The organism is Pseudomonas mandelii, assembly GCF_024138395.1.
GTDB lineage: Bacteria > Pseudomonadota > Gammaproteobacteria > Pseudomonadales > Pseudomonadaceae > Aquipseudomonas > Aquipseudomonas mandelii_E.
Genome location: NZ_JAMYDU010000002.1, coordinates 238,041 through 263,473 on the forward strand (window position 1 = coordinate 238,041; position 25,433 = coordinate 263,473).

Genomic DNA, 25,433 nt, shown 5'->3' on the forward strand with positions numbered 1-25,433 from the left:
GCAATGAGCAACGACGATCGTACCCAATTCATGCCGACACCCGGCGGCCGTGGCGCCGAACCGGTCCGTCCGGAGGCTGGTCGCGCCCAGCCCGCGCCGCTTTCGATGCCGGCCGCGCCGCTTTTGACCGGCACGGCCGAAGGTCTCAACCCCCTGGAGAGCGCGGCTGGCCCGTTGCTGGCGTTGCTGACCCGCTTGCGCAACACCATTGCCCACCCGGCACCGGCGAGCCTGCGAGCGCAACTGCTGGCCTACCTGCGCCAGTTCGAGGAACGCGCCGAGGCTGCCGGGGTGGTGCGCAACGATGTGTTGCTGGCCCGTTATGCCTTGTGCACCGCCCTCGATGAAGCGGTGTTGAGTACGCCGTGGGGTGGTGCCAGCGACTGGGGCAAACAGAGCCTGTTGATCACCGTGCATAACGAAGCGTGGGGCGGCGAGAAGGTGTTCCAGCTGTTGGAACATTGCCTGCAAAGCCCCCGCGAACGTTTGTATCTGCTGGAGCTGTTGTACCTGTGCATGTGCCTGGGTTTCGAAGGGCGTTATCGGGTCATGAACGACGGTCGCAGCCAACTGGAAGCCTTGCGTGAACGCACCAGTGCGGTTATCCGCAGCGCCCGTGGCGATTATGAACGTGAACTGTCGCCCCATTGGCGCGGCGTCACCGTGGCCCGTGACCGGCTGGCGCAATTCATGCCCCCATGGATCGCCGTGGCCATCGGCGTGGCATTGCTGCTGGCACTGCTGTTCGGCCTGCGCTTGAAACTGGCCGCCGATGCCGAGCCGGTGTTTAAAAATATCCATGCGCTGGGCGAGATCCCGGTGCAGGCAATCGACCGTCCGGTGGTGCAACCGAAACTGATCGAGCGTCCCCGCCTGGCGGGCTTCCTCGCCGATGAAATCAAGGCCGGTCGGATCGCCGTGGAAGATGCTGTTGACCGTTCTGTGGTGACCATCCGTGGCGATGAGCTGTTCGCCTCGGGCAGCGCCAGCATCATCGACAATTTCCAGCCATTGATGCTGCGCATCGCCGATGCCGTTCGCAAGGTCAAGGGTCAGGTCCGCGTGACCGGCCACAGTGACAATCGCCCGATTGCCACCTTGCGGTTTCCATCGAATTGGGCCTTGTCCGAGGCGCGAGCCACTTCGGTGCTGCAAATCCTTTCGGCCAAAACCGGCCAGCCCGAACGCTTCAGCGCCGAAGGCCGCAGCGACACCGAACCGTTGGCCTCGAACGCTACAACAGAGGGCCGCGCACGTAATCGTCGGGTCGAAATCACAGTGTTGGCGGAGGGGGTCGAGTGAAGGTGTTTTTCAGTTTTATCATCCGCTGGGTCATTCCGTTGCTGGGGTTGATTGCCCTGAGCCTGATCATCTGGTTTGTCGGGCCGCTGCTCGAATTCCTGGTGCCCGAAGGCCGGCGCTGGGCGCTGATCATTCTGGTGTTCACGGTGTGGATCGCCTATCGGCTGTTTCGCATCATCCAGGCTCGCCGTCAGGCCGCCGAAGTGATGCGCAGTCTGGCGGCGCAAACCCCGCCGGACCCGACCAGCATTGCCACCTCTGCGGAGCTCGAAACCCTGCGCCAACGCATGGACGAAGCCTTGGCGCTGTTGAAGAAAGCCAAGCTGGGCGGTGACGAGCGACGTAACCTGTACGAACTCCCGTGGTACGTGATCATCGGCCCACCGGGTTCGGGCAAGACCACGGCGCTGGTCAATTCCGGGCTGCATTTTCCGTTGGCGGCGCAGTTGGGCGCCGGGGCGGTCCGCGGCGTCGGTGGCACGCGCAATTGCGATTGGTGGTTTACCGATCAGGCTGTGCTGCTCGATACCGCCGGGCGCTACACCACCCAGGACAGCGACGCGACGGTCGATAAAGCTGCGTGGCTGGGTTTTCTCGGCCTGTTGAAGAAACAACGGGCCCGGCGTCCGATCGATGGCGCGTTTATCGCCATCAGCCTCTCCGACCTGCTGCTGGGCAGTGACGCGGAGCGCGCCGCCCATGCCGCCGCGATCCGTCTGCGTATCCAGGAGCTGTACACGCAACTCGGCGTGCGCTTTCCGATCTATCTGATGCTGACCAAGCTCGATCTGGTGCCAGGATTCATGGAGTATTTCGATACCCTGAGCAAAGAAGAACGGGCCCAGGTCTGGGGTATGACTTTTGCCCTGGATGACGGTAAAAACAATGACAGCCCGCTGGCCCATCTGCAAAGCGAGTTCACCGGTCTGGAACAGCGCCTCAACGATCGTTTGGTGGAGCGTTTGCAACAGGAACGCGACCCGGCGCGGCGCGATCTGATCTACGGCTTCCCGCAACAGTTCGGCGCACTGAAAGATTGCCTGCAAAGTTTCCTTGAGGGCGTATTCAAACCCAACGCCTTTGAAGAGCGGGTGCTGTTGCGCGGGGTGTATTTCACCAGCGGCACTCAGGAAGGCAGCCCGATTGACCGGCTGATCGGTTCCATGGCCCAGAGCATGAACCTGGACCGCCAGCACCTGGCGCGCCAGAACGGCACCGGGCGCAGTTACTTCATTGAAAAACTCTTCAGCGCCGTGGCCTTTGCCGAGCGTGGGCTGGTGGGGGTCAACCCGAAAGTCGAACGTCGGCGCAAGTGGATCGCCCGGGGTGTGCTGGCCTCGACCGTGGCCCTGGTGCTGGTGGTCGGGACCTTGTGGTGGGTCAGCTACCGCGCCAACCAGGCGTATATCGCGCAAGTCGATCAGAAAGTCGCACCCCTGGGCCAGGCCGTGCAGAACCTCAGCCCGGCACAACGGGACGTGCTCGCGGTGTTGCCATTGCTCAACGCAGTGAAGCACCTGGCCGACGACGCGCCGAGCTGGGCCGAAGGCTTGGGCCTGTATCAGGGCGACATGCTGGAAGCCGAGTCTGGCAGCGTCTATCGCAAGCTGTTGATCGCGGTCTTCGCGCCACGCTTGCTCACGCGCATCGAAGAGCAACTGCACGGCGGCGGCAATTCGGACTTCCTTTACGAAGGCTTGAAGGCCTACCTGATGCTCGCCGACAGCGAACATTACGATGCCGATTTCATCAAGGCGTGGATCGCCCTGGACTGGGATCGCAGCCTGCCGCGTGACTTGCCGGCCGAGCAGCGTCTGGCCCTGGAGGAACACTTGCAGGCACTGTTCGAGCGCCATCCGCCCACCGCACGTCTGGACCCGCGGCTGATCGACGACCTGCGCCGGCAATTGCAGCAGCTGCCAGTGGCCCAGCGCGTCTATGACCGAGTCAAGCGGCAGAAACTGCCGGACGGCATCCCGGACTTTCGTCTCAACGAAGCGGCCGGGCGTGATGCCGCGCTGGTGTTCAGCCGCAAGAGCGGCAAGCCGTTGGGCGAACCCTTGAGCGGCTTCTTCACGGCCAAGGGTTACCGCCAAGGGTTTTTGCTGACCAGCCTGAACCAGACCGGCACCCTGGCCGAGGAGCAGTGGGTGCTCGGTCACGACCAGGCAGAACAACAGAACGTTGTCAGCCTGGCCGCCGACGTGCGCCGCCTGTATTTCCAGGATTACCAGCGCCAGTGGGACGCCTTGCTGGCGGATATCGACTTCGTGCCAATCACCAGCGTGGCTCAGGCCGCCGATGTGTTGCGGGTGATTTCCGGCCCGACTTCGCCGTTGAAAAAACTGCTGGTGGCGGTGGCGAAGGAAACCGACCTGCAACAGGAAGAACGCCTGCTGGCCGCCAAGGGCGCGCCGGTGGAGGGTGGGGTCGACAAGCTCAAGGAGCGCTTGGGCAGCTTGCTCGGCCAAGAGCAGACGGCGCAAAACACACCGGATGCCAGTGACGATCCAGTCACCGCGCATTTTGCCGGACTCAACAGCATCGTCAGCAAAAGCGAAGGCGAGCCGGCGGCCATCGACGGCCTGCTGGCCGACATGAATGCCCTGTATGTGCAGGTCAGCGCCATGGTCGGCGCCAGCGGCGACGCCTTGCTCGGCGAAGCCAAGAACCAGGCTACAGCGGCTGCGACACGGGTCAGCCTCAACGCCGAACGTCAGCCGCCGCTGGTGCAGGGTCTGGTCAAGTCGGTGGTCAACTCCACAACCAACAGCATGATGGGCGGGGTGCGCAATCAACTGAACGCGGCCTGGACCAGCGAAGTGGTGAACATCTATCGCCAGTCCCTGGCCGGGCGTTACCCGATGTCGCCGGGCAGTGCGCGGGACGCGACCCTTGACGATTTCGGCCAGTTCTTCGGCGTGGGCGGGGTGATGGACAACTACTTCCGCAAATACCTGCAACCGTACGTGGATACCTCGACCCAGGCTTGGCGCTGGCAACCGGGCGCCGCACAGAAGCTCGGCATCGCCCCCGGCGTGCTGCAAACCTTCCAGCGGGCAGCGACCATCCGGGATGCGTTTTTCCGTTCTGGCGGCACTCAGCCGATGGTGCGCTTCGAACTCAAGCCAGTGGCGATGGACGCCACCATCACCCAGTTTTTACTCGACCTCGACGGCCAGCAATTGAGCTACGACCACGGCCCGAGCCGCCCCACCTCCATGCAGTGGCCCAACCCCGGCAGCATTGGTGTGGTGCGGATCTCGATCATGCCGCCTTCAGCCAGCGGTCGTTCGGGCATCACCCTGGACGGGCCTTGGGCCTGGTTCCGTCTGCTGGAGCAATCGGACCTGACCGCCAGTAACTCGCCGGATCGCTTCAACCTGCGCCTGCGGGTCGACGGCGCCAGCGTCTCTTATGAGCTGCGGGCCAACAGCGCCTTCAACCCGTTCAAGAGCCGTGTGCTCAGCGGTTTCAGCCTTCCGGAGCGTTTATGAGCACGCCGGGCTTTTATGGAAAGCTGGCCAGTCGCGGGGACTTTGTCAGCCGTGGCTTGCCGCAGAGTTTTATCGCCCCCTGGGATTCGTGGCTGGCGGCGGGCCTGCTCGCCAGCCAGAGCCTTGGGGACCGTTGGCTGGATGCCTATCTGGTCAGCCCGCTGTGGCGTTTTATGCTCGGGCCCGGTGTCTGTGGGCCGCAGGCCGCCGTTGGCGTGGTGATGCCGAGCATCGATCGGGTTGGCCGGTATTTTCCGCTGACCGTCGCGGTGCTGCTGGATCACGACGCTGATCCAGCGTCGGTGGTGGGCGGTTCGGATGTCTGGTTTGAGCACGTCGAGCAATTGCTGTTGAGCACATTGAGCGTGGAGGCGAGTTTCGAAGCCTTCGGTGCAGGACTGGAGATGCTAGGCAGCCCGGCGTACCTGCCACGCGCTCCAAGCAGCCGTTTTGCCGGCCTGCATCGCTTTGATGCCACCGACCCGAAGGCGCGAATGACCGCGCTTGCCGAACTGGCCTGCGAAGGCGCAAGCCTGTGGTGGGGCCAGGGTTCGGAGCGTATCGCCCCCGCTTTATTGCGGTGCCAGGGATTGCCGGCCGCCGCTGATTTTGCGCAATTTTTGCTCGGTCAAGAAGGTGTTGTGTAGATGTATTCAAGCGTTGGAAGGATCCTCAAGTCTGCAAGCAAGAGCCATGTCGGTATGGTCCGCCAGGTTAACGAAGACGCTTGCCTGGACTTGCCGCAAAAAGGCCTGTGGGTGGTCGCCGATGGCATGGGCGGGCACGCGGCGGGCGACTACGTCAGCAGTCTGATTGTCGACAGTCTGCGCAGCATTGCCGTGGGCCGCTCGCTGGATGAATACGTCTCGGCGTTGAAAACCGACCTGTTGCGGGTCAACGCCGCCGTGCGTGAAGAAACCGCCAACCGCGGCGTGACGATGATGGGCAGCACGGTGGTGGTGCTGGCGGCGCGCGACTTGCGAGGGATGTGCCTGTGGGCGGGTGACAGCCGCTTGTATCGCCTGCGTGACGGCCGGCTCAAACGCATCTCGCGGGACCACAGTTACGTTCAGGATCTGCAGGACAGTGGCTTGCTCAGTGAAGCCGAGGCTCGGGTGCACCCACGGTCCAATATTGTCACCCGGGCCATCGGCGTCCAGGCACAGCTGGAGCTGGCGATGGTCGAGCTGCTGTTGAAGCCCGGCGACAGTTACCTGTTGTGCAGCGACGGGCTGAACAAAACGGTTGAAGATCATGAAATCCGCGAGGTGCTGAGCCACGACAAGCCAGAGGAAATCGCCAGCAGCCTGGTGTCCCTGGGCCTGATGCGCGGCGCTCCGGACAACATCACCGTCATCGTCGTGAAGGTGCCGTCATGAATTCCGTCCTGCACATTCTGATCCCCGGCTATGACATAGACGGCGAGATTGGCGAAGGCGCCATGGCCAACGTTTACCTGGCGACCCAGCGCTCGCTGGAACGCAAGGTGGCGCTGAAGGTCATGGCCGCCGCACTGGCGGCGGACCCGAGTTTCTGTGAGCGATTCCTGCGCGAAGGCAAAACCCTGGCGCGCCTGTCTCACCCACATACGGTCACCATCCATGACATCGGCCATGTCGGTGAGCTGTATTACATGGCCATGGAATTCCTGCCCAACGGCACGCTCAAGGAGCGCATCGCCGCCGGCCTGACGCCGGAACAGGGCCTGATCTATATCCGTCAGATCGCCTCGGCCCTGGGCTATGCCCATGGGCTGGGGCTGGTTCATCGCGATGTCAAACCGGCGAACATTCTGTTCCGTGCCGATGGCACGGCGGTGCTCTCGGATTTCGGCATCGCCAAGTCCATGGATGACCGCACCCAGTTCACCCAGGCCGGTTTCGCCGTCGGTACTCCCAGTTACATGAGCCCGGAACAGGCGCGCGGCCAGGATATTGATGGCCGGGCTGATCTTTATGCCCTGGGCGTGGTGCTCTACGAAATCCTCGTCGGCAAACTGCCGTATACCGGCAACGACGCACTCTCCACGGCCCTGGCGCATTTGACCGAACCGTTGCCGGAGCTGCCAGTGCACCACGGGCGTTATCAAGAAGTGCTGCGCAAGCTGTTGGCCAAGGATACGGCCGAGCGTTTCCCGAATGCAGCGGCGCTGTTGCAGGCGCTGGATAATCTGCCCGGGGAATCGGCTGACGCGACCACCATCCGGCCATTGCCAATTCCGGTATCGCCGATTGCGGGGAGCAATGATCTGGCGGGACTGACGCCGGTGTCCATCGATATACCGACCGGCCCCGCGCAGCGTCAACCTCGACCCAATCCTGTTCCGCCGACTATGAAGCCGACGCCGTCGTCCACGGTATCGGAGCAGCGAAAGGGGCCGGTGTTGGCACTCGCCATCGTTGCGGTGGCCGTGGCGCTGGCCTTGGGCGGCGCGGGTTATTGGTGGCTGTCCGGTGACGTCGAAGCCGACGCCAAGGTGCCGGTGGTTTCAGCACCGCCGGCCAGTGCGCCACCAACCGTGGCGCCACCCGTAAAGCCCCCGGTGACAACGGAGGTCGATGGCGGTCAGCGTCCGCTGTTGATGGCCGGCAAGAAAACCTTGTTCCAGCGAGTACTCAGCAAGCCGGGGGCGAAACTTGCCAGCGAGCCGGGGGCCACTCCTGACAAGGCCTTGCCGGCGTTCTCGGTGCTTTATGTCTATCAGCGCAAAGAGGTTGATGGCAGCCCTTGGCTGCGTGTCGGCGCCGCCACCGACGGGCGCAGTGACGGCTGGTTATCGGCCGCGCAAGTCAGCGACTGGAAGCAAAGCCTGGTGCTCAAGTTCACCGAACGCTCCGGCCGTGCGCCGGTGATGTTCCTGCGTCAGCCCGGCGAAGTGGAGAGGTTATTGGCCGATCCGTCGGCTGCAAAAAACCTGTTGCTCAAAGCCCAGCAGAATCGCGAAGACAACCAGCAGGTACTGGCTCTGGAACCGGCCGCCAGTGCGGTGCCGCAGAATCAGTTTTACCTGTTGCCGATTTTCGATTCGCGCGAGAGCTTCGATGAGAACGGCCAGTCGGTGCAGTTGCTGAACGTGGCGTCCATCGACCCCGGTGATGCGCCGAAGGCCGCTGCCAACAACACGCCAATCACTACCGCCAACGCCGACGCGTTCCGTACCGCCGTGATGCTGGTGGTCGATACCACCGTGTCCATGCAGCCCTACATCGATCAGGTCCGAGACGTGGTGCACCAACTGCAAACCCGCATCGCCGAACGCGGCGAGCTGGACAGCGTCAGCTTCGGTCTGGTGGGATTTCGCAGCAGCATCCAGAAAACACCGGGGCTGGAATACGTCGCCAAAACCTTGATCACCCTGGACCAGGGCCGCGACCCGCAGCGCTTCATGGACCTGGCGCGGCAGGTTAAGGCGTCCACGGTCTCTAGCCATTCGTTCAACGAAGATGCGTTTGCCGGTGTGATGGAAGCGGTCGAGGGCATGGACTGGTCCGGCTATGGCGGGCGCTTGATCCTGTTGGTCACCGATGCCGGTGCCTTGCGCAAGAACGACCCGTATGCCGCCACGCAAATGAACGAGGCCGAAGTGCGCCAGGCCGCGCTGGGCAAGCAGATCAAGATCTACGCCTTGCACTTGCTCAGCGACGCCGGCAAGAAAACCCATGGCGGTGCGCAAAGCCAATATCGCACCCTGACCGCCGACGCCAACCCGCAGATCGGCGACCTGTACATTCCGGTGCCGGGCGCCGATGTGCGCAAGTTCGGCGAGCGGGTCGACGAGATCGGTTCGGTGTTTGCCGACCTGGTGCATCAGGTGCGCAGCAACAAGCCGCAAACCGTGCCGCTGCTGAGCGCCGCGCCGAGCCTGACCGACAAATCGGCGGCCGTCGGCTACGCGATGCACATGGACTTTCTGGGACGTAAAGCTGCCAGCCAGGCGCCGCAACTGGTCAGCGCCTGGACCGCCGACCGCGACCTGACCAACCCGGCACTGCCGGCATTCCAGGTGTGCGTGATGCTGACCAAGTTGCAGCTCAACGACTTGCAGCAATCGCTGAAACTGATCGTCGATGCGGCCCGCAAGACCCAGACTTCGCCGAAGAATTTCTTCCAGGAAATTGCCAGCGCCAGTGCCTACATGAGCCGCGATCCCTCGGCCTTGCGCAAGGGTGCAAACCTGGCCGATGGCGGGGTTCTGGGTGAGTACCTCGAAGGGCTGCCCTACCGGAGCAAGTCGCTGAACATGACCCAGGATTTGTGGCTTTCGTTGAGCGTGGCGGAACAGGAGGATTTTATCGACGAGCTGGATTCGAAGATCCGCCTCTACGAAACCTTCCACAACGACTTGGCCAACTGGGTGCGTTTCGGCGATGCCGAACCGGGGGATGCCTTGTACCGCGTTCCATTGTCGACGCTGCCGTGATGCTGAACATGAACGCAGTGCATAAAAACCGGGGCGTCGGCAGCCAGCGCTACAGCCTGGTGATTCCACGGTTGCAACTGCATGCCGGTGAACAATTGGCGGTGGTCGGTCCCAGTGGTTGTGGCAAAAGCACGTTGCTCGATTTGCTGGCGCTGGTGCTGGCTCCGGATCAGGCCGGGCAGTTTGATTTTTCGCCCGGCCAAACCAGGACGGACATTACCGGGCTGTGGCGCGCAGATGCGCAAAGTGCCTTGGCGGACCTGCGCCGCCGGCACTTGGGCTACGTGCTGCAAACCGGTGGCCTGCTGGATTTTCTGGACGTGCGCGGCAACATCGACCTGTCGCGCAAACTGCTCGGCTTGAATGACGACGGCAGTGTGGATCGCCTGGCCGGGGCGTTGGATATCGCCGATCAACTGGGCAAAAAGCCGGGTGATTTGTCCGTCGGCCAACGGCAGCGGGTGAGTTGCGCCCGCGCCTTGGCCCATGGGCCGCATCTGCTGCTGGCCGATGAACCGACCGCCGCCCTCGATCCGCTGAACGCCGAACGAGTGATGCAGTTACTGGTGACCCAGGCCCGCGAACACGGCGTGTGCTGCGTCGTCGCCACCCACGACGAGTCACTGGCCCGCGCCAGCGGTTTGCAGGTGCGGCGCATCAGTTGTCATCGCGACGTCGATGGCGGTGTCACCGCCACCCTCGGGGAGGCCTGCTGATGCGCAGCGCGCTGGTGGCTTCCCTGGCCTGGCAGGATTACCGCAACGATGCGTGGCTGTCGGCCTGTTCGATACTGGCGCTGGTGGCGGTGGTCGCACCGCTGCTGGTGCTGTTCGGCTTGAAATTCGGCCTGGTCAGCAATTTGACCGAGCGCTTGGAAAACGACCCGGCCACCCGGGAAATCATTCCCTTGGGTGGCGGCCGGTTCAATGCCGCGGTTATCGAGCAATTGAGCCGGCGCAGCGACGTGGCTTTCGCCTTGCCGCGCACCCGGCAGATTGCCGCGACGGCGGATCTGAGCGCTGGCGCTTCGACGGTGACAGTCGAAATGATCCCCACCGCCGCCCACGACCCCTTGCTCGGCAGTCTGCCGGTGCCCCAAGGGCTGGATCAGGTGCTACTCAGCCAGACCGCCGCCGAAAAACTCGGGGCCAAGGCCGGTGATTGGCTGGAGGCCAGTTTTGGCCGGCAGGTGGCTGGTCGTGGCGAGGCGCAGCGCACTCGCGTCCGGGTGTTGCACGTTCTGCCGCTGGAAGCCTTCGCCCGGGACGGATTGTTCGCGCCATTGACGTTACTGGAAGCGGCTGAAGATTACCGGGACGGTCGCGCCGTGCCAGCGTTCGGTTGGCCAGGTGACGCGGTGGGCGTGACGGAGCAGCGGGTGTATCCGGCGTTTCGCCTGTACGCCCGCAGCCTCAAGGATGTCGAGCCGCTGCGTCAGTACTTCGCTGCACAGAATCTACTGGTCTCGACCCAGGCCCAGACCATCGCCCAGGTCCAATCGCTGAGCCGCAACCTGTCGATCGTGTTCTGGATCATCGCCGGATTGGCCTTGGCGGGAGCGTTCGCGGCGATTTTTGCCGGCGCGCTGGCGGCGGTCGAACGCAAGCGCCGAGAGTTGTCGGTGTTGCGCCTGCTGGGGTTTTCCACGGCGGCGTTGCTGTTGTTTGTGGTGGTGCAGGCGCTGTACAGCGCCGGCCTTGCCGCCCTGTTGAGTGCCGGACTGTATGGCCTGGCGCAATCGGGCCTGAACCATTTATTTGCGCAGATGCCGGGCGAGTACGCCAGCCATCTGCTGGCGCGTCACTACGCGTTGGCCCTGGCGGCCGTGCTCGGCGTCAGCGCCGTGGCGGCAGTTTGTGGTGGCTGGCGAGTGGCGCGAATCCAGGCGTGTGAAGGAATCCGAGATGTATAAGTTACTGTGCGCCGCCGTGGCGCTGAGCCTGGCCAGCATGGGCGTGGCTAGTCTGGTGAGCGGCGATGAAAGCACCGACAAACTGGACAACCCCAAGCCGCTGGCCGACGACGTCAGCCTGCCGCTGCCGTGCGAAGGGCAGATGGTGTTCCGTTACGTCTACATCCTGGCGCAAGGCACTCTGGACGACCGCGAGATCAGCCTCGGCTATCCATTCAGCGAGGGCGAGACCGGTTATCAACAGTCGTTCATCTCCGGTTACCGCCGGGACTTTATCAACGGCCAGTTCACCCTCAAGGATCTGCCCAAGGATTGGGGCAAGACCATCACGCCGTTGATGCCCAAGACTGACACCGAGACCCCACTCAAACCGATGCTCTATTTCATCGGCAAATACGAAGTCACGGCTCGCCAATACGCCCAGGTCATGGCCCAGGCGCAATCGTTGGCCAGCGGCGAGCCGGCGCCGGCCTGCGAGGCCTTGCAAGCCGAGGCGCCGCAAGGCATGGCCGGGCGTTTGCCCAAGGTGAAATTGTCGCGATTCGAGGCCGAACGCTTCTCGGCGGTGTATAGCGCCTGGCTGATGAAATACCACAAGGATCTGCTGCCGGTAAGTGGTCGTGGTGCCTCGGCGGAAGAGGGCGGGCTGGGTTTTGTGCGCTTGCCGACCGAGGTCGAATGGGAATTTGCTGCCCGTGGCGGGCAAGCCATTAGCCGTCAGGACCTGGAAGGGCGTCTGTTTCCCCGGCGTCTGGAAGGCAGCGAAAGCGACGGACCACTGGCGGACTGGGCCGTCTTCAATCAGGTCGCCGGTGGCACCGGCCAGGCTGCGCGTCTGATGCCGATCGGTACCAAACTGCCAAACCCCATCGGCCTGTTCGACGTGATCGGCAACGCCGCCGAGATGGTCCAGGAGTCCTTCCAGCTCGTGCACGCCGGACGCCGCCAAGGCACCTATGGCGGCTTCGTGGTCAAGGGCGGCAATTACCTGGAAGGCGAGGGCACCTTGTTCACCGGGATGCGCCGCGAGTACCCGCTGTTCGCCGCCGATGGCACCGAACAAAGCAACGAAACCACCGGGTTCCGGGTCGCGATTGGCGCGTTGTCGGCGCCGCGTTCGCGCTACAAGGAACTGTTTGCCCAATGGCAGAAAGAAGGTCGGCTGGCTTCGCTGACCGATGCCATCGACGACGCCCAGGACCCGACCAAACGCCTGGACAGCATCATTGCTGCCAGCGTCGACCCGCGCCTGCAAGCCGAGTTGGGGCTGGTCAACGAAGAGCTCAAACGCAACGTCTCGCTCATCGCCCAGCAGCGCGAGGAAGCGGCCGGCAACCTGATCCAGTCGGCGGCCCTGGTGGCTGAGACCATCAACAACTACAACATTCGCCTGACCAATTTGCACAAGAGTCGCCAGCAGGCCGTGGACGCCAAGGACGAGGCCAGCGCCAAGCTGTTCGCTACCGCCATCGACAATGGCCGCAGCGCGCTGGATGGCGCGGTGGCGATCTACATCGACAACCTGGCGACCGGCACGCGCTACACCGATGCCGTCATCCAGGCGCAGTTTCAACGCATCAAGGAAGAGTTGGAGCGCAAGCCGGTACTGGGCAAGAGCCTGGTAACGCGCGCAACGTTATTCGTTCGCCATGTTGGTGATTATCGTCAGCAACGACGAGCCGACCCGGCGGCGATATTGAAGGAATTGCTCGCATCGAACGCCCAGCGGTCTTGATCGTTCGTTGTACAGCGAGCTTGGAAGGGACTCAGGCGGCGGTGGGCCGTGCTGAGCTGGTCAAACTTAAAAGAGAACACAACTATGCTTTCTTCTCGTAAACCTTTTGCTTCGCTTTCCAAGCGTCACTTGCTGCTGATGGCCGTCGGCTTCAGCACCGTACTGACCGGCTGCGCCACGTCGCCGACCTCCAAGGTCGCCTCGAGCACCAAGGTCGAGTACTACCCAAACTGCTACGAGCCGGTGCAGCACCTGCGTGCCACCGATTCGAACATGACCAAGTCAGTGGTCACCGGCGCGGCCGTCGGCGCTGTCGGCGGTGCACTGCTGGGTGCCCTGGTCGATTCCGAGAACCGTGGCCGCAACGCCGCCATCGGTGCAGCGGGCGGTGCCCTGGCCGGAGGCGCGACCGGTTATTACACCGAGCGTCAGAAGCAGATCGCCGATGACAACCAGCGCATCGCGTCCTATGCCTCCGACGTCAACAAAAGCACCGCCGACATCGACCGCAGCACCGCGTACGCCAAGACTTCGCAGCAGTGCTACCAGAACGCGTTCAGCAAACTGGTCGCCGACCGCAAGGCCAAGACCGTCAACGACGCCGAAGGCCGCAAGCGCCTGGCAGAAATCGTCTCGGGCCTCAAAGAGTCCAACGACCTGATCGTCGCGGTTAACGGTAAAGCCAGCGAAGACCTGAACAACTACACCCAGGCCTACGAAAAAGACCTGCAGCAAGTAGGTGTGCAGCGCACCGACGTGGTCACGGTGGCAACCGCCGACACCACGCCAGTCGTGGCGCCGACCAAGAGCAAAAAAGCGGTGAAACCGGCGAAAAAACCGGTGCTGCCAACCGTGCCGAAAGAAGCGGTCACCACCGAGAAAACCCTGCAGACCGCACAAGCCAAACAGGCGGAAAGCAAGCAAGTCGCCAGCGCCGGCACCACTCAGGTCAACAGCATGTGCAAGAACCCGGACCTGGGCGACTGGGCACCGGTGCCTTGCCCGAATGTCTGATTGAGTTTCCGTAGGTCTTGATCATTCCCATGCGTTGCGTGGGAATGATCTGTACTGGATGGGCCTTGGCGCTATGCGCCGCCACCTCCTGCGCTTGCGAATGATCCAGCGCTCGCTCCGCCACTGCACGTCATCCGACATTCTGCAAAGCGCCAACCTCCCGCACCCCCCGGAATACCCGCTCCTGGATAGCCACCACATCCGCCGTTTCAATCCAGACCTTCATATAGCAGGCGCTGAAAAAACCAGAAACGAGGGGTAGGAACGAGGGTAACTCTTTATAAAACACATCAGAGTTTTCCGCGTTTCAGAATGTTGCCTCAGCAATGTGCGAAGGGCTTTCGTTATTTCTGTACGCAGGTAATGAAGTTTGGGGCGAGCGGAGGGCACATTTAAAAGAAAATGGGCGAAGACGCAGTGCCATCATTATGATGTCACTGTGTTTATTGTCGTTCATCGCTATGTCCATGGGTAACTGTAACTTTCAGAAAGCTCCTACATTCATATTTTTTTATTCTTGTCATGCTTCATGCCTGCTTCAGGAGCCGAATTTCCGATGCGGCGCGCAGGCTTGATGAACCGCTCTAGCTCGTGGGTTTCTGGGGGGAATCGGAGTTCCTGACAATTGTTCAGATTTAGGGATATCCCTTTCTGATATAAGGAAATCCCCTATGAGCAATAGGGAGTACGTTCTGTTGTTATTGTTTAATCAGGTGCTTGCTAATGGCCATCATAGTGATTAGGATGCGCGCCTTGAAAGAGCACGAACTCAATTGGATGAGACTCATCGCAGCTCTTTGATACTGTCCGGCACCATTGCAACTCCAATGGCCGTATGACCGTAATCCTAATTAAAGGCCATGGATGTCCTACTCAAGCAAACTTTCCGCTCATTACCTTGAACTCGCAAAAGCCTCTGTTTCCAAAGAGAATTTCGCGGGCGAGGACGTTCGCTTTTCGAGCGAATATGAGGCGTTGGAAAGCGAGCTGGGCAAAGCCTCGTCCATGCATGAAAGCGGTCAGATCGACTGGCTGAAAATCCGCGAAAACAGTGAAAACCTGCTGCGCACTCAATCCAAGGATTTGCGTGTCGGCGCGTGGCTGACCTGGGCGCTGTACCAGCGCGAATCTTTCCAGGGGCTGCTGGCCGGCCTCGGTTTGTTGCACTACCTCTGTGAAAACCATTGGGCCGAGGTTCACCCGAACAAGGCCCGCACTCGCTCCGCTGCCATCAGTTGGTTGGTGCCGCGTCTTGAGCAGGTGCTGACCGAAAACGTCGCGATCAAAGAGCAGTTGCCGATGTTCCGGCGGCTGGTCGAACACCTTGAAGGCCTCGATGCCGCGTGCACCGAGCACCTGGGCGATGACGCGCCGTTGCTGCTGCCGATCTCCCGTCGCTTGAAAAACATGGTCCAGCGCGCCGCCGACAATCAGCCGGAACCCGGTGTGGTGGGCGCCGCGGTGGCTCAGGTCAAGCAGGCCGCAACCCAGCTGTTCACCCCCGGCGCACCGATCGACAACGAGAAAGAAGCCCACAAAGCCCTGCGTGCCCAGCAGGAAAGTGCTCGTCCGTTGTGTGCCTGGTGGCTCAAGCAGAAGGCTACTGATCTGCGTGCCCTGCGCCTCAATCGCACGCTGTTGTGGCTGCCCATTGACGCAGTGCCCGAGCGCAACGCTGAACAGATCACCGTTCTGCGCGGTCTGCCTGCCGACAAGCTCAAGTCCTATCAGGACCGCTACGACCAGGGGAAATACGCTGATCTGCTAGTAGAGCTGGAGGCGAGCCTGGCGAAGGCGCCGTTCTGGTTCGATGGCCAGCGAATGGTCTGGGAATGCCTTCAGGGGCTGAACGCCGAGATGGCAATGCGCGAAGTGGAAATCCACTTCGCGCTGTTGGTTCAGCGCCTGCCCGGCATCATCGAATTGCGTTTCCATGACGGCGCGCCATTCGCCGACCCGGCCACCCGCGCCTGGATCGGCGCTCACGTCATGCCGCACCTGCAAAGCGCCAGTGTGCCGCGCAAGGTCGAAGTCGCCGATACCCAGCCGGCCTGGGAAGTGGCCCTGGAAGAGGTCTTGCCGATTCTGCGCAAGGACGGCCTCAAGGCCGCCGTGCAGATCCTCAAGCAGGGCTTGCAAAGTGCCCACGGCGGGCGGGTCCGATTCTTCTGGCAGTTCGCCCTCGCGCGGCTGTGTTTCATGGCCAAGAAATACGAACTGGCCAAGACCCAACTCGAAACCCTCGACCAAACATTACAGGACTCAGGCCTGCACGCCTGGGAGCCCGATCTTGCGCTGCAAGTGCTGCATTTGCTGCATAGCTGCTGCGAGTTGCTACCGCAGAACCATGCAGTGCGTGAACGCAAGGAAGAGATTTATCGCAGGCTGTGCCACCTCGATCTTGAAGTGGTACTCGAATAGGCCCCCGGGCCACAACCGCAAGGAGAAAAGCCATGGCCAAAGAAGGCTCGGTAGCCCCCAAGGAACGCATCAACGTCACCTTCAAACCCGCCACCGGCGGTGCTCAGGAAGAGATTGAACTGCCGCTGAAACTACTGGCAATCGGTGACTACACCCACCGCAAGGACGAACGCAAAGTCGAAGATCGCAAGCCGATCAGCATCGACAAAATGACTTTCGACGAAGTGCTGGCCAAGCAAGAGCTGAGCCTGACGCTGAGCGTGCCGAACCGTCTTCAGGAAGAAGGCGACACTGAAGAATTGGCCGTGCAACTGCGCGTCAACTCGATGAAGGACTTCAACCCGGCCTCGCTGGTCGAGCAAGTGCCTGAGCTGAAAAAACTGATGGAACTGCGCGACGCGCTGGTGGCCCTCAAAGGCCCGCTGGGTAACGCGCCTGCGTTCCGCAAAGCCATCGAAGGCGTGCTCGCCGACGACGAATCCCGCGGTCGCGTACTGGGTGAACTGGGCCTGAACGCCGCAGCCCAGGACGCCTGAGCCCCTATCAGCCAAGGAAGCCAACACAATGAGCACTAGCGCAGCACAGCAAAAGAGCAACGAGAACGGCGAATACAGCATTCTCGACAGCATCATCGCCGAAACCCGCCTGACCCCGGACGACGAAGCCTACGACATCGCCAAACGCGGTGTATCGGCGTTCATCGAAGAGCTGCTCAAGCCGCAGAACAACGGTGAACCGGTCAAGAAGGCCATGGTCGATCGCATGATCGCCGAGATCGATGCCAAGCTCAGCCGTCAGATGGACGAAATCCTCCACCATCCGGACTTCCAGTCCCTGGAATCGTCGTGGCGTGGCCTGCAGTTGCTGGTCGACCGCACCAACTTCCGCGAAAACATCAAGATCGAAATCCTCAACGTCTCTAAGGACGACCTGCTGGACGACTTCGAAGATTCGCCGGAAGTGATGCAATCGGGCCTGTACAAGCACATCTACACCGCTGAATACGGTCAGTTCGGTGGTCAGCCAGTCGGCGCGATCATCGCTAACTACTTCATGTCCCCAAGCTCGCCGGACGTGAAACTGATGCAGTACGTGTCCAGCGTTGCCTGCATGTCGCACGCACCGTTCATCGCGGCTGCGGGCCCGAAATTTTTCGGCCTGGAAAGCTTCACCGGTCTGCCGGACCTGAAAGATCTGAAAGATCACTTCGAAGGCCCGCAATTCGCCAAATGGCAGAGCTTCCGTCAGTCGGAAGACTCCCGTTACGTTGGCCTGACCGTGCCGCGTTTCCTGCTGCGTAACCCGTACGACCCGGAAGAAAACCCGGTGAAATCGTTCGTGTACAAAGAAACCGTCGCCAACAGCCACGAACACTACCTGTGGGGCAACACTGCCTACGCGTTCGGCACCAAGCTGACCGACAGCTTCGCCAAATTCCGCTGGTGCCCGAACATCATCGGCCCGCAAAGCGGTGGCGCGGTTGAAGACCTGCCGTTGCACCACTTCGAAAGCATGGGCGAAATCGAAACCAAGATTCCGACCGAAGTACTGGTCAGCGACCGTCGTGAGTACGAACTGGCCGAGGAAGGTTTCATCTCCCTGACCATGCGTAAAGGCTCCGACAACGCGGCGTTCTTCTCCGCGAGCTCGGTGCAGAAGCCAAAGTTCTTCGGCATCAGCGCAGAAGGCAAGGCTGCAGAGCTGAACTACAAGCTCGGCACCCAATTGCCGTACATGATGATCGTCAACCGCCTGGCTCACTACTTGAAAGTGCTGCAGCGCGAGCAACTCGGTTCGTGGAAAGAACGTACCGACCTCGAGCTGGAACTCAACAAGTGGATCCGCCAGTACGTGGCCGACCAGGAAAACCCAAGCGCCGAAGTCCGTGGCCGTCGTCCACTGCGTGCAGCCCAAATCATCGTCAGCGATGTTGAAGGCGAGCCTGGCTGGTACCGCGTCAGCCTGAACGTGCGCCCGCACTTCAAGTACATGGGTGCCGACTTCACCCTGTCGCTGGTTGGCAAGCTGGACAAAGAGTAAACGGAGCGACTCATGACTGGATACGGCAGCCTTTTCGAACGCCTGGGTGGCGACGCGGACAAACGCGTCGGCTGGAGCCGCGAGGTTTCCGCCATGGCGTCGGTGGCTGCCCATCTGGCCAAGATGCTCAGCACCCGTGCGGGCAGCGTGCAAACGCTGTCCGATTACGGGCTACCCGATCTCAATGACATGCGCCTGAGCCTGCACGACTCCCTGAGTCAGGCCCGTCTGGCCATCGAAAATTTCATCGAAGCCTACGAGCCACGCCTGAGCAATGTGCGTGTCATCTCCCTGCCGCGTGACAACGATCAGCTTCGCCTGTCCTTCAGCATCGAAGGCCTGCTGGAAGTTGATGGTTTCAAGCGCCAGGTCAGTTTCGCCGCGCGCCTGGATGGCAGCGGTCAAGTCAAGGTCAATTAAGGAGACTCCGATGTCCGGCAAACCCGCAGCACGCGTCACCGACCCCACCGCTTGCCCGCTCCCCGGCCACGGCACCAACCCGATCGCCGCCGGTTCCGGCGACGTATTCTTCGACGGCCTCGCGGCCGCCCGCCAAGGCGATGCCTCGGCGTGTGGTGGTGCGTTGGTTGGCGATCTTGCGACTACCGTTTTGATCAATGGAAAACCAGCGGCAACGGTGGGTTCTGTTGGTACTCATGGCAATAAGGTTACGGCTGGGTCTTCGACGGTGATTATCGGGAACTCGCATACGCCGGTGCCGTTTGTGGCGCCGTTGCCGGTGATTATTCCCGGAATCTTCAATCGTGTTTTTGCGTTTAAAACTGCCAGTGGGAAAACGGTCGAGGGACTGAATTATAAAATAATTTCCGAAAGTGGAATCGAGAAGTTTGGTACCGCGGTAGCTGGAACGTCTGCCTGTTTCTCTACGGGGCAGAAACCTGAGTCCGTCTCGATTTTTGTAACTTCGGAGTAATATATCTTGGAAACGGTTGTTGAAATTGGCGGTGTGCCTTATACCTTTGTTACCGAAGACGGTGCTACCGCATTAAGGCTTGATGATAAGACGACCGCCAGCAACGATACGGATTTGGGGACTTTGAATCTCCCTGAAGTTTGGTTGGTGACTCGTTCTAATGGCGTACCTCTATTCGCTGTAAAACCCGATATCTGTGATAAGCCTTTTCGAATTCTAAGCGCTGAAAAGCTATACGCTGAGAAGATTCAATGGTTTGAACCATTGGCCGGCTTCTATCGCGAACGCTTATGGGTAAACCCCGAAAGCAATGTAGAAGGGTCGGAAGTGTATGGAGCTTATCGACAGCATACATGGCAATCGATTATTGATTTTGCAATCGTGGACAGGCCATCGCTTGTTTACTATAGAAATCTTCCCGGAGATTGGAAAAAACAACCTGAAGGTGGTGCCAAGTATCTTCTTTGTCTCGTTGAAGGGGATCCTTACTGGACAGATGGACTGGGGCAAATTCCATTCGCAGTGGATACCTTCCGAAAGTATTGGGAGGAAACCCACGAGGTTGATTCCGCGATCAGGAAGACTGGCCAAACCGGCCTAGACTGGGCAGACGGAACGCTCGGCGGCAGCGACGATGGCAGTAAGAATGTCTATGACAACTTCATAATCATCAGGGCCTGTTTGTGGGCTTCTGAGAACTTTGAGCTGGTGCTCGAGAAAAGAGCCATGAGCGGTCAAAGATTTGGGATCGACGGTGCGACAGTCGCAAGCACTGTGTTCAAACCCGCCTCTAATGTACGGCTCAAGACGTCGATTGACGCAGGCCTGTTGGCAAAATACAAAACATGGGAAGCGTGATTTTGAAAGTTTTCGTTGGTTTCGTTATTTATTTACTCGTCGGTGTCTTGTATTTCTACGTGCATGATATTGGTGTTGTTTACTACAAGTCGCATGTGGGCTTCACAGACAGGGGGGCCGCAATAGGTGGTACTGCAGAGCTGACGTTTTACTTTTTTATTTTGGCTAATTTTATCGTTTTCTTTGTGCCTAAGGTTTTGTTGAAGTTACTTGTGATAGCGGTGATGCTGAGTGTTGTGCTGTTTTATTTTTTGCCAGATAACCCGGTCCGAGCATTCGCCTATGGTGGTCTTACTACCAGTATGAGTCTGTTGGCGCTTGTATTGCGCTTGATAATTGAGCGGTGGCGCTCTAAAAGTTTCGTTTGAACGGGCAGCAACATGAACGAAGTTGGAGTGGTGTTTATATCCATGGATAGGCAAGCCAGGAAGTTTTCAACGGGTGTGACGCTTGAATCTGATGATTACACTCGTCAACAATACGCCCTTCGCATACACGGCGGAATCTTGAGATGACTCGTCTCTTGCGCCCCTATCCGTTCGCCTGGACTGTGTCGAAATGATTTGGCTACAGCGCTTCCTCATGGCGATGGGTGCGCTCGCCTGCGTGGCGCTCGTGGTGATCGTTTCCTACATGGACTTTTCGAAAGATCAGCCTCGCGTGTTGAGCGAGTACCCGAATGCGAAATGGCGTGGCGGTGCTGAGGATGGCCAGTTCGTCGAAATCACCAAATCTGAACGGCCCTATTATTTCGTTCAGATCAGAAATGATGATGGATCATTGTGGGATCAAGGTTGGCTGAAATCTGGAGAAGAAAACACTGAGCCATTCACTGTCGATAACGTGATGTTCTTCGCCGGCGAGGGCGTTATCTATCTTCAGCAACGCCAGATTCTGAGTGCCGATAGAGCCATGACCGGGACTGAGCATGAATAGCCGTCGAGTCATCAGTCTGATCGTGCATGCGCTGGTCTGCGTGCTCTACATCGTGCTCAATAACTTTGCAGTGCCTATCTACAAACAGCTCGCCGGCGGCCTGACCTCACGTGGCGTGGCCATCGGCATGGGCATGTACCTGGTTTTTTACTTTTTTGTTTTCCTCAATGTTGCTCTGGTCTTAATCAATCGCCTGGCCATCAAGTTTGGCGTGACGGTCTTCATGATGCTGGCGATCCTGTTTTACCTGCTACCGCAATACCCCGTTCGCGCCATGGCGTATTGCGCGTTGGCGGGTGGTTTGACGATGTTGGCGATTGTGCTGAGCCATGTCATGAACGCAGCCTTTGTCCGCTTGCGCGGGAAACAGGGAGCGGCCCAGTCGTGATGCGCAACCGTCGAACAATATCGCCCGTTGCGTTGATTGCGATCCCTGATCGGCGCGGCCGTGCTCCGTCAAACGCGAGCGCGAGGATCTTCAGCGCAGTTGGACCCTCAAGGATGGAGCCTTTTGCCCATGATTGACGTATCAGACGAGATGCGCATGTACCTGATGTTCATCGCCGACAGCAATCTGTTCGGCGGCACCGCGATCTTGAGTTTTCTGCTGATTGTCACGGCGATCAGCAAGCGACTGCGCCAGTCATGGCTGCATCGCGCGCTGACTTTCATGGTCCTGATTTCGTTGGTGGCCATCGAAATCGCCGGCAGTTGCTACTCATCGGTGCCTCCCGCATGAACATGCCGGCGCGCATCATCTGCTGCCTGTTGATCCACAGTGTTTTCTGTGTGGGTTACACGTTTCTGAATAACTTCGCGGCCGAGTGGTACATCTCGACCTACGGCGGCTTGACCTCCCGTGGCGTGAACATTCGTCTTACCAGCAAATTCCTCTACGAGTTCTTTTTCGTCTTCAACGCGGTGCTGGTGCTGATTCCTGTGCTACGTGTGAAGTTGATCCTATGGGCGATCTGGGTGGGGCTGATTCTTTTGTGGATGCTGCCGGATCATCCGCTGCGGGCGCTGCTCTATGGCATTGGCCAAGGGACATTCACCTTGACGGCGATCCTTCTCAGCACAGGGCTGGATAGCTGGTACAAGCGCAAATTTGCAGGCGCCAAAGCCTCGAAGCTCGCGTTGGGGGCCGACCATGCTTAGCCGCGCGCAACTGAGTTTCTTCATGGTTGCCTTGTGGTGGCCATTGCTTGGTGTGCTGATGATCTCTTCCTATCAGCTGTGGATTGGCGAGTACACGACGTACGATTCATCCCACACCCATTGGGAGTACCTGTTGTGGTGGGGCATTCCAGGGCTTTTGGGATTTTCGTTGTGGATGTCCCGATCCGCGAAGAGCCGAAACGAGCAACAAGCGCTGCGAATGGTCTGGTGGGCGCCGCTGAAGTTCATCCCTTTTTACATCGTGCCATGGGTGATTTATGGCGTGTGTTGTTTGATCGCCGGGCAGTCTCAGGACGCTTACATGGCGTTCGGCTCGATCATGCTTGTGCCTTATCTCCTGATCGGCGGTTACATGTGTGCCGGCGTGACAGTCGCGCTCTACAGGACATTTTTTTGATGAGATCCACTACCAGGCAGCTACCCCATGTCCTTTAACCACTACTACCAAAGCGAACTCACCGCACTTCGCCAGTTAGGTCGTCGTTTCGCCGAGCGTAGCCCGGCGTTGGCGCCTTTCCTCGGGCAGGCCGGGCGGGATCCGGACGTGGAGCGGTTGCTGGAGGGCTTCGCGTTCCTGACTGGCCGCCTGCGCCAGAAGCTCGACGACGAGTTGCCGGAACTCAGCCATTCGCTGATGCAGTTGCTGTGGCCCAACTACATGCGGCCGCTGCCAGCGTTCAGCATTTTGCAGTTCGACCCGTTGAAGCGTTCCGGGCCTGCGTTGATGGTCGAGCGGGATACGCCGGTGGAGAGTGTGCCGGTCGATGACGTGCGTTGCCGCTTCCGCACGTGCTACCCGACTGAAGTCCAGGCGCTGGATCTGGCCGCGCTGACTTACTCGGTGAAGGGCGACGGTTCGCTGTTGAGTCTGCGTCTGGAGATGAGCGCGGATGGTCACCTGGGCGAGTTGGAGCTGAGTCGTCTGCGTCTGCACTTCGCCGGTGAGCGCTACATCAGCCAGATGCTTTACCTGAGCCTGTTGCGCAATCTCGAAGGCATCGAGTTGATTCCGCTGGACGGTGCCGGCAAGGCCATCAAAGGTGTGAACGGTCAGCCGATGGCGTTCAAGATGCCCGGCGATCGCGTGCAGCCGGTGGGTTTTGCCGAGGAAGAGGCGTTGATTCCGTATCCGCTGAACACCTTCCGCGGCTATCGCTATTTGCAGGAATACTTCGCCTTCCAGGACAAATTCCTGTTCGTCGATGTCAACGGTCTGGACCTGCTCAAGGCCTTGCCGGAAGACACGTTGAAGCAGATGCGCGGCCTGGAGTTGCGCTTCGATATTCGCAAGAGCGGCATCATGCGTATGCGTCCGACCCTGGACAACGTGAAGCTCTACTGCACGCCGATCGTCAACCTGTTCGAGCATGATGCGCTGCCGATTCGCCTCGACGGCAAGCAGGATGAATACCTGCTGTTGCCGGCCGAATACGACCTGGAAAACTGCGGCGTGTTCTCGGTGGAAACCGTGACCGGCTGGAAGCCCGGCGGCCTTGGTTATCAGGAGTACGTGCCGTTCGAATCCTTCGAGCACGACCCGAGTTTCGACGTGCCCACCAGTCGTCCGCATTACAGCATTCGCCAGCGTTCGTCCTTGCTGCACGACGGCCTCGACACCTATCTGAGCTTCGGCATCCGCCACACCGAAGCCCATGAAACCCTGTCGATCGAGCTGATGTGCACCAACCAGAACCTGCCGCGCAAGCTCAAGCTCGGCGACATCTGCATGGCCTGTGAAGAGACCCCGGAGTTTTTGAGTTTCCGCAACATCACCCCGGCCACTTCGAGTTTCGCGCCGCCGCTGAACCGTGACTTCCTCTGGAAGCTGATCAGCAACATGTCGCTCAACTATCTGTCGCTGGCCGACGTCAATGCGTTGAAGGTGATTCTCGAAACCTACGACTTGCCGCGCTACTACGACCAACACGCGGAAAAAGTCAGTAAACGCCTGCTCGGTGGGCTCAAGTCGATCAAGCACCAGCATGTCGACAGATTGCACCGAGGGCTGCCGGTACGCGGGTTGCGCACCGAGCTGACCATCGACCCGGAAGGGTATATCGGCGAGGGCGACCTGTTCGTGTTCGCTTCGGTTCTTAACGAGTTTTTCGCGCTTTACGCCAGTCTCAACTCGTACCACGAGCTGCGGGTAAAAAGCACACAGGGAGAGGTGTACCAATGGACACCACGTATGGGCCTGCAGCCCCTGCTTTAAGCGGGCTGACCCGGGTAATACGCGAGTACTCGCTGTTTCAGGCCGTGCTGCTGGTCATTGACCGGCTGCGCGATGCACACCCGTACCTGAGCGAAGACGACCTGTACGACCAGCTGGAATTCCAGGCCAACCCGAGCCTGGGTTTCCCTGGCAGCGACGTCGATCGCGTGGAGTTTTTCAAAGAGCACGGACAGATGCGTGCGCGTCTGCGTTTCAACCTGATCGGCCTGGTCGGTTCCGGTTCGCCGCTGCCGGCGTTCTACGGCGAACAGGCCTTGGGCGACAGCGAAGACGGCAACCCGACCCGCAACTTCCTCGACCTGTTCCACCATCGCCTGCAACGGCTGATGCTGCCGATCTGGAAAAAATACCGCTACCGCGCCAGTTTTCAGAGTGGCGCGCTTGATCCGTTTTCGGCGCAGCTGTTTGCGCTGATCGGCCTCGGTGGCGAAGAGATTCGCAAGGCTCAGGAACTGAATTGGAAACGCCTGCTGCCGTACCTCGGCCTGCTGAGTTTGCGCGCGCACTCGGCGGCGTTGATCGAAGCGGTGCTGCGTTACTACTTCAAGCACGCCGAACTGACCATCGAGCAATGCATCGAGCGCCGCGTCGAAATCCTCGACGAGCAACGCAATCGCCTGGGCCGCGACAACAGCCTGCTCGGCGAAGACCTGGTGCTGGGCGAACACGTGCGCGACCGCAGCGGCAAATTCCGCATTCACATCCGCGAGCTCGACTGGCAACGCTTTCACGAATTCCTGCCGATCGGTTTCGGCTACCAGCCGCTGTGCGCGCTGGTGCGGTTCACCCTGCGTGACCCGCTCGATTACGACATTCGCCTGGTCTTGCGCCAGGAAGAAATCCGCGAACTGCGCATCGGTGAGCAGAACGCCTGTCGCCTCGGTTGGACCAGTTGGCTGGGCCGCGAAAAAGCGGACGGCGTGGTGACCCTGGGCAGCAAAATTCATTAAGG

23 protein-coding genes are annotated in these 25,433 nt (G+C 60.1%); all 23 read left to right on the forward strand.

Annotation, left to right across the window (positions count from 1 at the left end):
* The first annotated feature begins 3 nt into the window (after positions 1–3).
* The 23 genes from NHU87_RS04450 to tssG all read left to right on the forward strand — a co-directional run bounded on the left by NHU87_RS04450 (position 4) and on the right by tssG (position 25,431).
* Positions 4–1,302, forward strand: coding sequence for a DotU family type VI secretion system protein (locus NHU87_RS04450; RefSeq protein ID WP_253545994.1), 1,299 nt, complete (start codon positions 4–6; stop codon positions 1,300–1,302).
* Entirely contained in the window at positions 1,299–4,799 is a 3,501-nt protein-coding gene (tssM, locus tag NHU87_RS04455) for a type VI secretion system membrane subunit TssM (protein WP_253545996.1), read from the forward strand. The genes NHU87_RS04450 and tssM overlap by 4 nt, the downstream gene beginning before the upstream one ends.
* On the forward strand, positions 4,796–5,446 hold the full coding sequence (tagF, locus tag NHU87_RS04460) for a type VI secretion system-associated protein TagF (RefSeq protein ID WP_253545998.1): 651 nt from the start codon (positions 4,796–4,798) through the stop codon (positions 5,444–5,446). The genes tssM and tagF overlap by 4 nt, the downstream gene beginning before the upstream one ends.
* On the forward strand, positions 5,447–6,178 hold the full coding sequence (locus tag NHU87_RS04465; RefSeq protein ID WP_253546000.1) for a PP2C family protein-serine/threonine phosphatase: 732 nt from the start codon (positions 5,447–5,449) through the stop codon (positions 6,176–6,178). It begins immediately after the preceding gene.
* The gene (locus tag NHU87_RS04470; RefSeq protein ID WP_301271345.1) at positions 6,175–9,219 is read left to right on the forward strand and encodes a serine/threonine-protein kinase; all 3,045 of its coding nucleotides are present in this window, start codon (positions 6,175–6,177) and stop codon (positions 9,217–9,219) included. Before NHU87_RS04465 ends, NHU87_RS04470 begins: the two co-directional genes overlap by 4 nt.
* Positions 9,219–9,935, forward strand: a complete 717-nt coding sequence (locus NHU87_RS04475) for an ABC transporter ATP-binding protein (protein ID WP_253546002.1) — start codon at positions 9,219–9,221, stop codon at positions 9,933–9,935. The genes NHU87_RS04470 and NHU87_RS04475 overlap by 1 nt, the downstream gene beginning before the upstream one ends.
* Positions 9,935–11,131, forward strand: coding sequence for an ABC transporter permease (locus NHU87_RS04480; protein WP_253546004.1), 1,197 nt, complete (start codon positions 9,935–9,937; stop codon positions 11,129–11,131). Before NHU87_RS04475 ends, NHU87_RS04480 begins: the two co-directional genes overlap by 1 nt.
* Positions 11,132–11,168: 37 nt before the next feature.
* Entirely contained in the window at positions 11,169–12,866 is a 1,698-nt protein-coding gene (locus NHU87_RS04485; protein ID WP_253546633.1) for a formylglycine-generating enzyme family protein, read from the forward strand.
* Between the two features lie 84 nt (positions 12,867–12,950).
* A complete protein-coding gene (gene tagQ, locus NHU87_RS04490; RefSeq protein WP_253546006.1) occupies positions 12,951–13,880 on the forward strand; it encodes a type VI secretion system-associated lipoprotein TagQ in 930 nt (309 codons plus the stop codon).
* Between the two features lie 864 nt (positions 13,881–14,744).
* On the forward strand, positions 14,745–16,301 hold the full coding sequence (gene tssA / locus NHU87_RS04495; protein WP_253546008.1) for a type VI secretion system protein TssA: 1,557 nt from the start codon (positions 14,745–14,747) through the stop codon (positions 16,299–16,301).
* A 32-nt stretch (positions 16,302–16,333) separates the two neighbouring features.
* Entirely contained in the window at positions 16,334–16,837 is a 504-nt protein-coding gene (tssB, locus tag NHU87_RS04500) for a type VI secretion system contractile sheath small subunit (protein ID WP_253546010.1), read from the forward strand.
* Positions 16,838–16,865: 28 nt separating this feature from the next.
* Positions 16,866–18,341, forward strand: a complete 1,476-nt coding sequence (tssC, locus tag NHU87_RS04505; protein WP_008007668.1) for a type VI secretion system contractile sheath large subunit — start codon at positions 16,866–16,868, stop codon at positions 18,339–18,341.
* 12 nt (positions 18,342–18,353) lie between these two features.
* Positions 18,354–18,761 carry a type VI secretion system baseplate subunit TssE gene (tssE, locus tag NHU87_RS04510; RefSeq protein WP_007894554.1) on the forward strand — a complete coding sequence of 136 codons (408 nt, stop codon included), beginning with the start codon at positions 18,354–18,356 and terminating at the stop codon, positions 18,759–18,761.
* A gap of 10 nt (positions 18,762–18,771) precedes the next feature.
* Positions 18,772–19,275, forward strand: coding sequence for a PAAR domain-containing protein (locus NHU87_RS04515; protein ID WP_253546012.1), 504 nt, complete (start codon positions 18,772–18,774; stop codon positions 19,273–19,275).
* Positions 19,276–19,281: 6 nt separating this feature from the next.
* Complete coding sequence (locus tag NHU87_RS04520) at positions 19,282–20,133, forward strand: hypothetical protein (protein ID WP_253546014.1); 852 nt, start codon at positions 19,282–19,284, stop codon at positions 20,131–20,133.
* Positions 20,121–20,501, forward strand: coding sequence for a hypothetical protein (locus NHU87_RS04525; RefSeq protein ID WP_253546016.1), 381 nt, complete (start codon positions 20,121–20,123; stop codon positions 20,499–20,501). The genes NHU87_RS04520 and NHU87_RS04525 overlap by 13 nt, the downstream gene beginning before the upstream one ends.
* Before the next feature lie 190 nt (positions 20,502–20,691).
* Positions 20,692–21,069, forward strand: a complete 378-nt coding sequence (locus NHU87_RS04530) for a hypothetical protein (protein WP_253546018.1) — start codon at positions 20,692–20,694, stop codon at positions 21,067–21,069.
* Complete coding sequence (locus NHU87_RS04535) at positions 21,062–21,457, forward strand: hypothetical protein (protein WP_253546020.1); 396 nt, start codon at positions 21,062–21,064, stop codon at positions 21,455–21,457. The genes NHU87_RS04530 and NHU87_RS04535 overlap by 8 nt, the downstream gene beginning before the upstream one ends.
* A 129-nt stretch (positions 21,458–21,586) precedes the next feature.
* On the forward strand, positions 21,587–21,808 hold the full coding sequence (locus NHU87_RS04540; RefSeq protein ID WP_253546022.1) for a hypothetical protein: 222 nt from the start codon (positions 21,587–21,589) through the stop codon (positions 21,806–21,808).
* Positions 21,805–22,227 (forward strand): hypothetical protein, encoded by a 423-nt coding sequence (locus NHU87_RS04545; RefSeq protein ID WP_253546024.1) that lies wholly within the window; start codon positions 21,805–21,807, stop codon positions 22,225–22,227. Before NHU87_RS04540 ends, NHU87_RS04545 begins: the two co-directional genes overlap by 4 nt.
* Entirely contained in the window at positions 22,220–22,645 is a 426-nt protein-coding gene (locus NHU87_RS04550) for a hypothetical protein (protein ID WP_253546026.1), read from the forward strand. The genes NHU87_RS04545 and NHU87_RS04550 overlap by 8 nt, the downstream gene beginning before the upstream one ends.
* Before the next feature lie 27 nt (positions 22,646–22,672).
* On the forward strand, positions 22,673–24,460 hold the full coding sequence (tssF, locus tag NHU87_RS04555; protein ID WP_253546028.1) for a type VI secretion system baseplate subunit TssF: 1,788 nt from the start codon (positions 22,673–22,675) through the stop codon (positions 24,458–24,460).
* The gene (gene tssG / locus NHU87_RS04560) at positions 24,424–25,431 is read left to right on the forward strand and encodes a type VI secretion system baseplate subunit TssG (protein WP_253546030.1); all 1,008 of its coding nucleotides are present in this window, start codon (positions 24,424–24,426) and stop codon (positions 25,429–25,431) included. Before tssF ends, tssG begins: the two co-directional genes overlap by 37 nt.
* Positions 25,432–25,433 lie beyond the last annotated feature (2 nt).

Bases quoted from the DNA above. Each gene is read 5' to 3' on its own strand.
- NHU87_RS04450 (WP_253545994.1), top strand. From the start codon at position 4: ATGAGCAACGACGATCGTACCCAATTCATGCCGACACCCGGCGGCCGT.
- tagF (WP_253545998.1), top strand. From the start codon at position 4,796: ATGAGCACGCCGGGCTTTTATGGAAAGCTGGCCAGTCGCGGGGACTTT.
- NHU87_RS04465 (WP_253546000.1), top strand. From the start codon at position 5,447: ATGTATTCAAGCGTTGGAAGGATCCTCAAGTCTGCAAGCAAGAGCCAT.
- NHU87_RS04470 (WP_301271345.1), top strand. From the start codon at position 6,175: ATGAATTCCGTCCTGCACATTCTGATCCCCGGCTATGACATAGACGGC.
- NHU87_RS04475 (WP_253546002.1), top strand. From the start codon at position 9,219: ATGCTGAACATGAACGCAGTGCATAAAAACCGGGGCGTCGGCAGCCAG.
- NHU87_RS04480 (WP_253546004.1), top strand. From the start codon at position 9,935: ATGCGCAGCGCGCTGGTGGCTTCCCTGGCCTGGCAGGATTACCGCAAC.
- NHU87_RS04485 (WP_253546633.1), top strand. From the start codon at position 11,169: ATGGGCGTGGCTAGTCTGGTGAGCGGCGATGAAAGCACCGACAAACTG.
- tagQ (WP_253546006.1), top strand. From the start codon at position 12,951: ATGCTTTCTTCTCGTAAACCTTTTGCTTCGCTTTCCAAGCGTCACTTG.
- tssA (WP_253546008.1), top strand. From the start codon at position 14,745: ATGTCCTACTCAAGCAAACTTTCCGCTCATTACCTTGAACTCGCAAAA.
- tssB (WP_253546010.1), top strand. From the start codon at position 16,334: ATGGCCAAAGAAGGCTCGGTAGCCCCCAAGGAACGCATCAACGTCACC.
- tssC (WP_008007668.1), top strand. From the start codon at position 16,866: ATGAGCACTAGCGCAGCACAGCAAAAGAGCAACGAGAACGGCGAATAC.
- tssE (WP_007894554.1), top strand. From the start codon at position 18,354: ATGACTGGATACGGCAGCCTTTTCGAACGCCTGGGTGGCGACGCGGAC.
- NHU87_RS04515 (WP_253546012.1), top strand. From the start codon at position 18,772: ATGTCCGGCAAACCCGCAGCACGCGTCACCGACCCCACCGCTTGCCCG.
- NHU87_RS04525 (WP_253546016.1), top strand. From the start codon at position 20,121: ATGGGAAGCGTGATTTTGAAAGTTTTCGTTGGTTTCGTTATTTATTTA.
- NHU87_RS04530 (WP_253546018.1), top strand. From the start codon at position 20,692: ATGATTTGGCTACAGCGCTTCCTCATGGCGATGGGTGCGCTCGCCTGC.
- NHU87_RS04535 (WP_253546020.1), top strand. From the start codon at position 21,062: ATGAATAGCCGTCGAGTCATCAGTCTGATCGTGCATGCGCTGGTCTGC.
- NHU87_RS04540 (WP_253546022.1), top strand. From the start codon at position 21,587: ATGATTGACGTATCAGACGAGATGCGCATGTACCTGATGTTCATCGCC.
- NHU87_RS04545 (WP_253546024.1), top strand. From the start codon at position 21,805: ATGAACATGCCGGCGCGCATCATCTGCTGCCTGTTGATCCACAGTGTT.
- NHU87_RS04550 (WP_253546026.1), top strand. From the start codon at position 22,220: ATGCTTAGCCGCGCGCAACTGAGTTTCTTCATGGTTGCCTTGTGGTGG.
- tssF (WP_253546028.1), top strand. From the start codon at position 22,673: ATGTCCTTTAACCACTACTACCAAAGCGAACTCACCGCACTTCGCCAG.
- tssG (WP_253546030.1), top strand. From the start codon at position 24,424: ATGGACACCACGTATGGGCCTGCAGCCCCTGCTTTAAGCGGGCTGACC.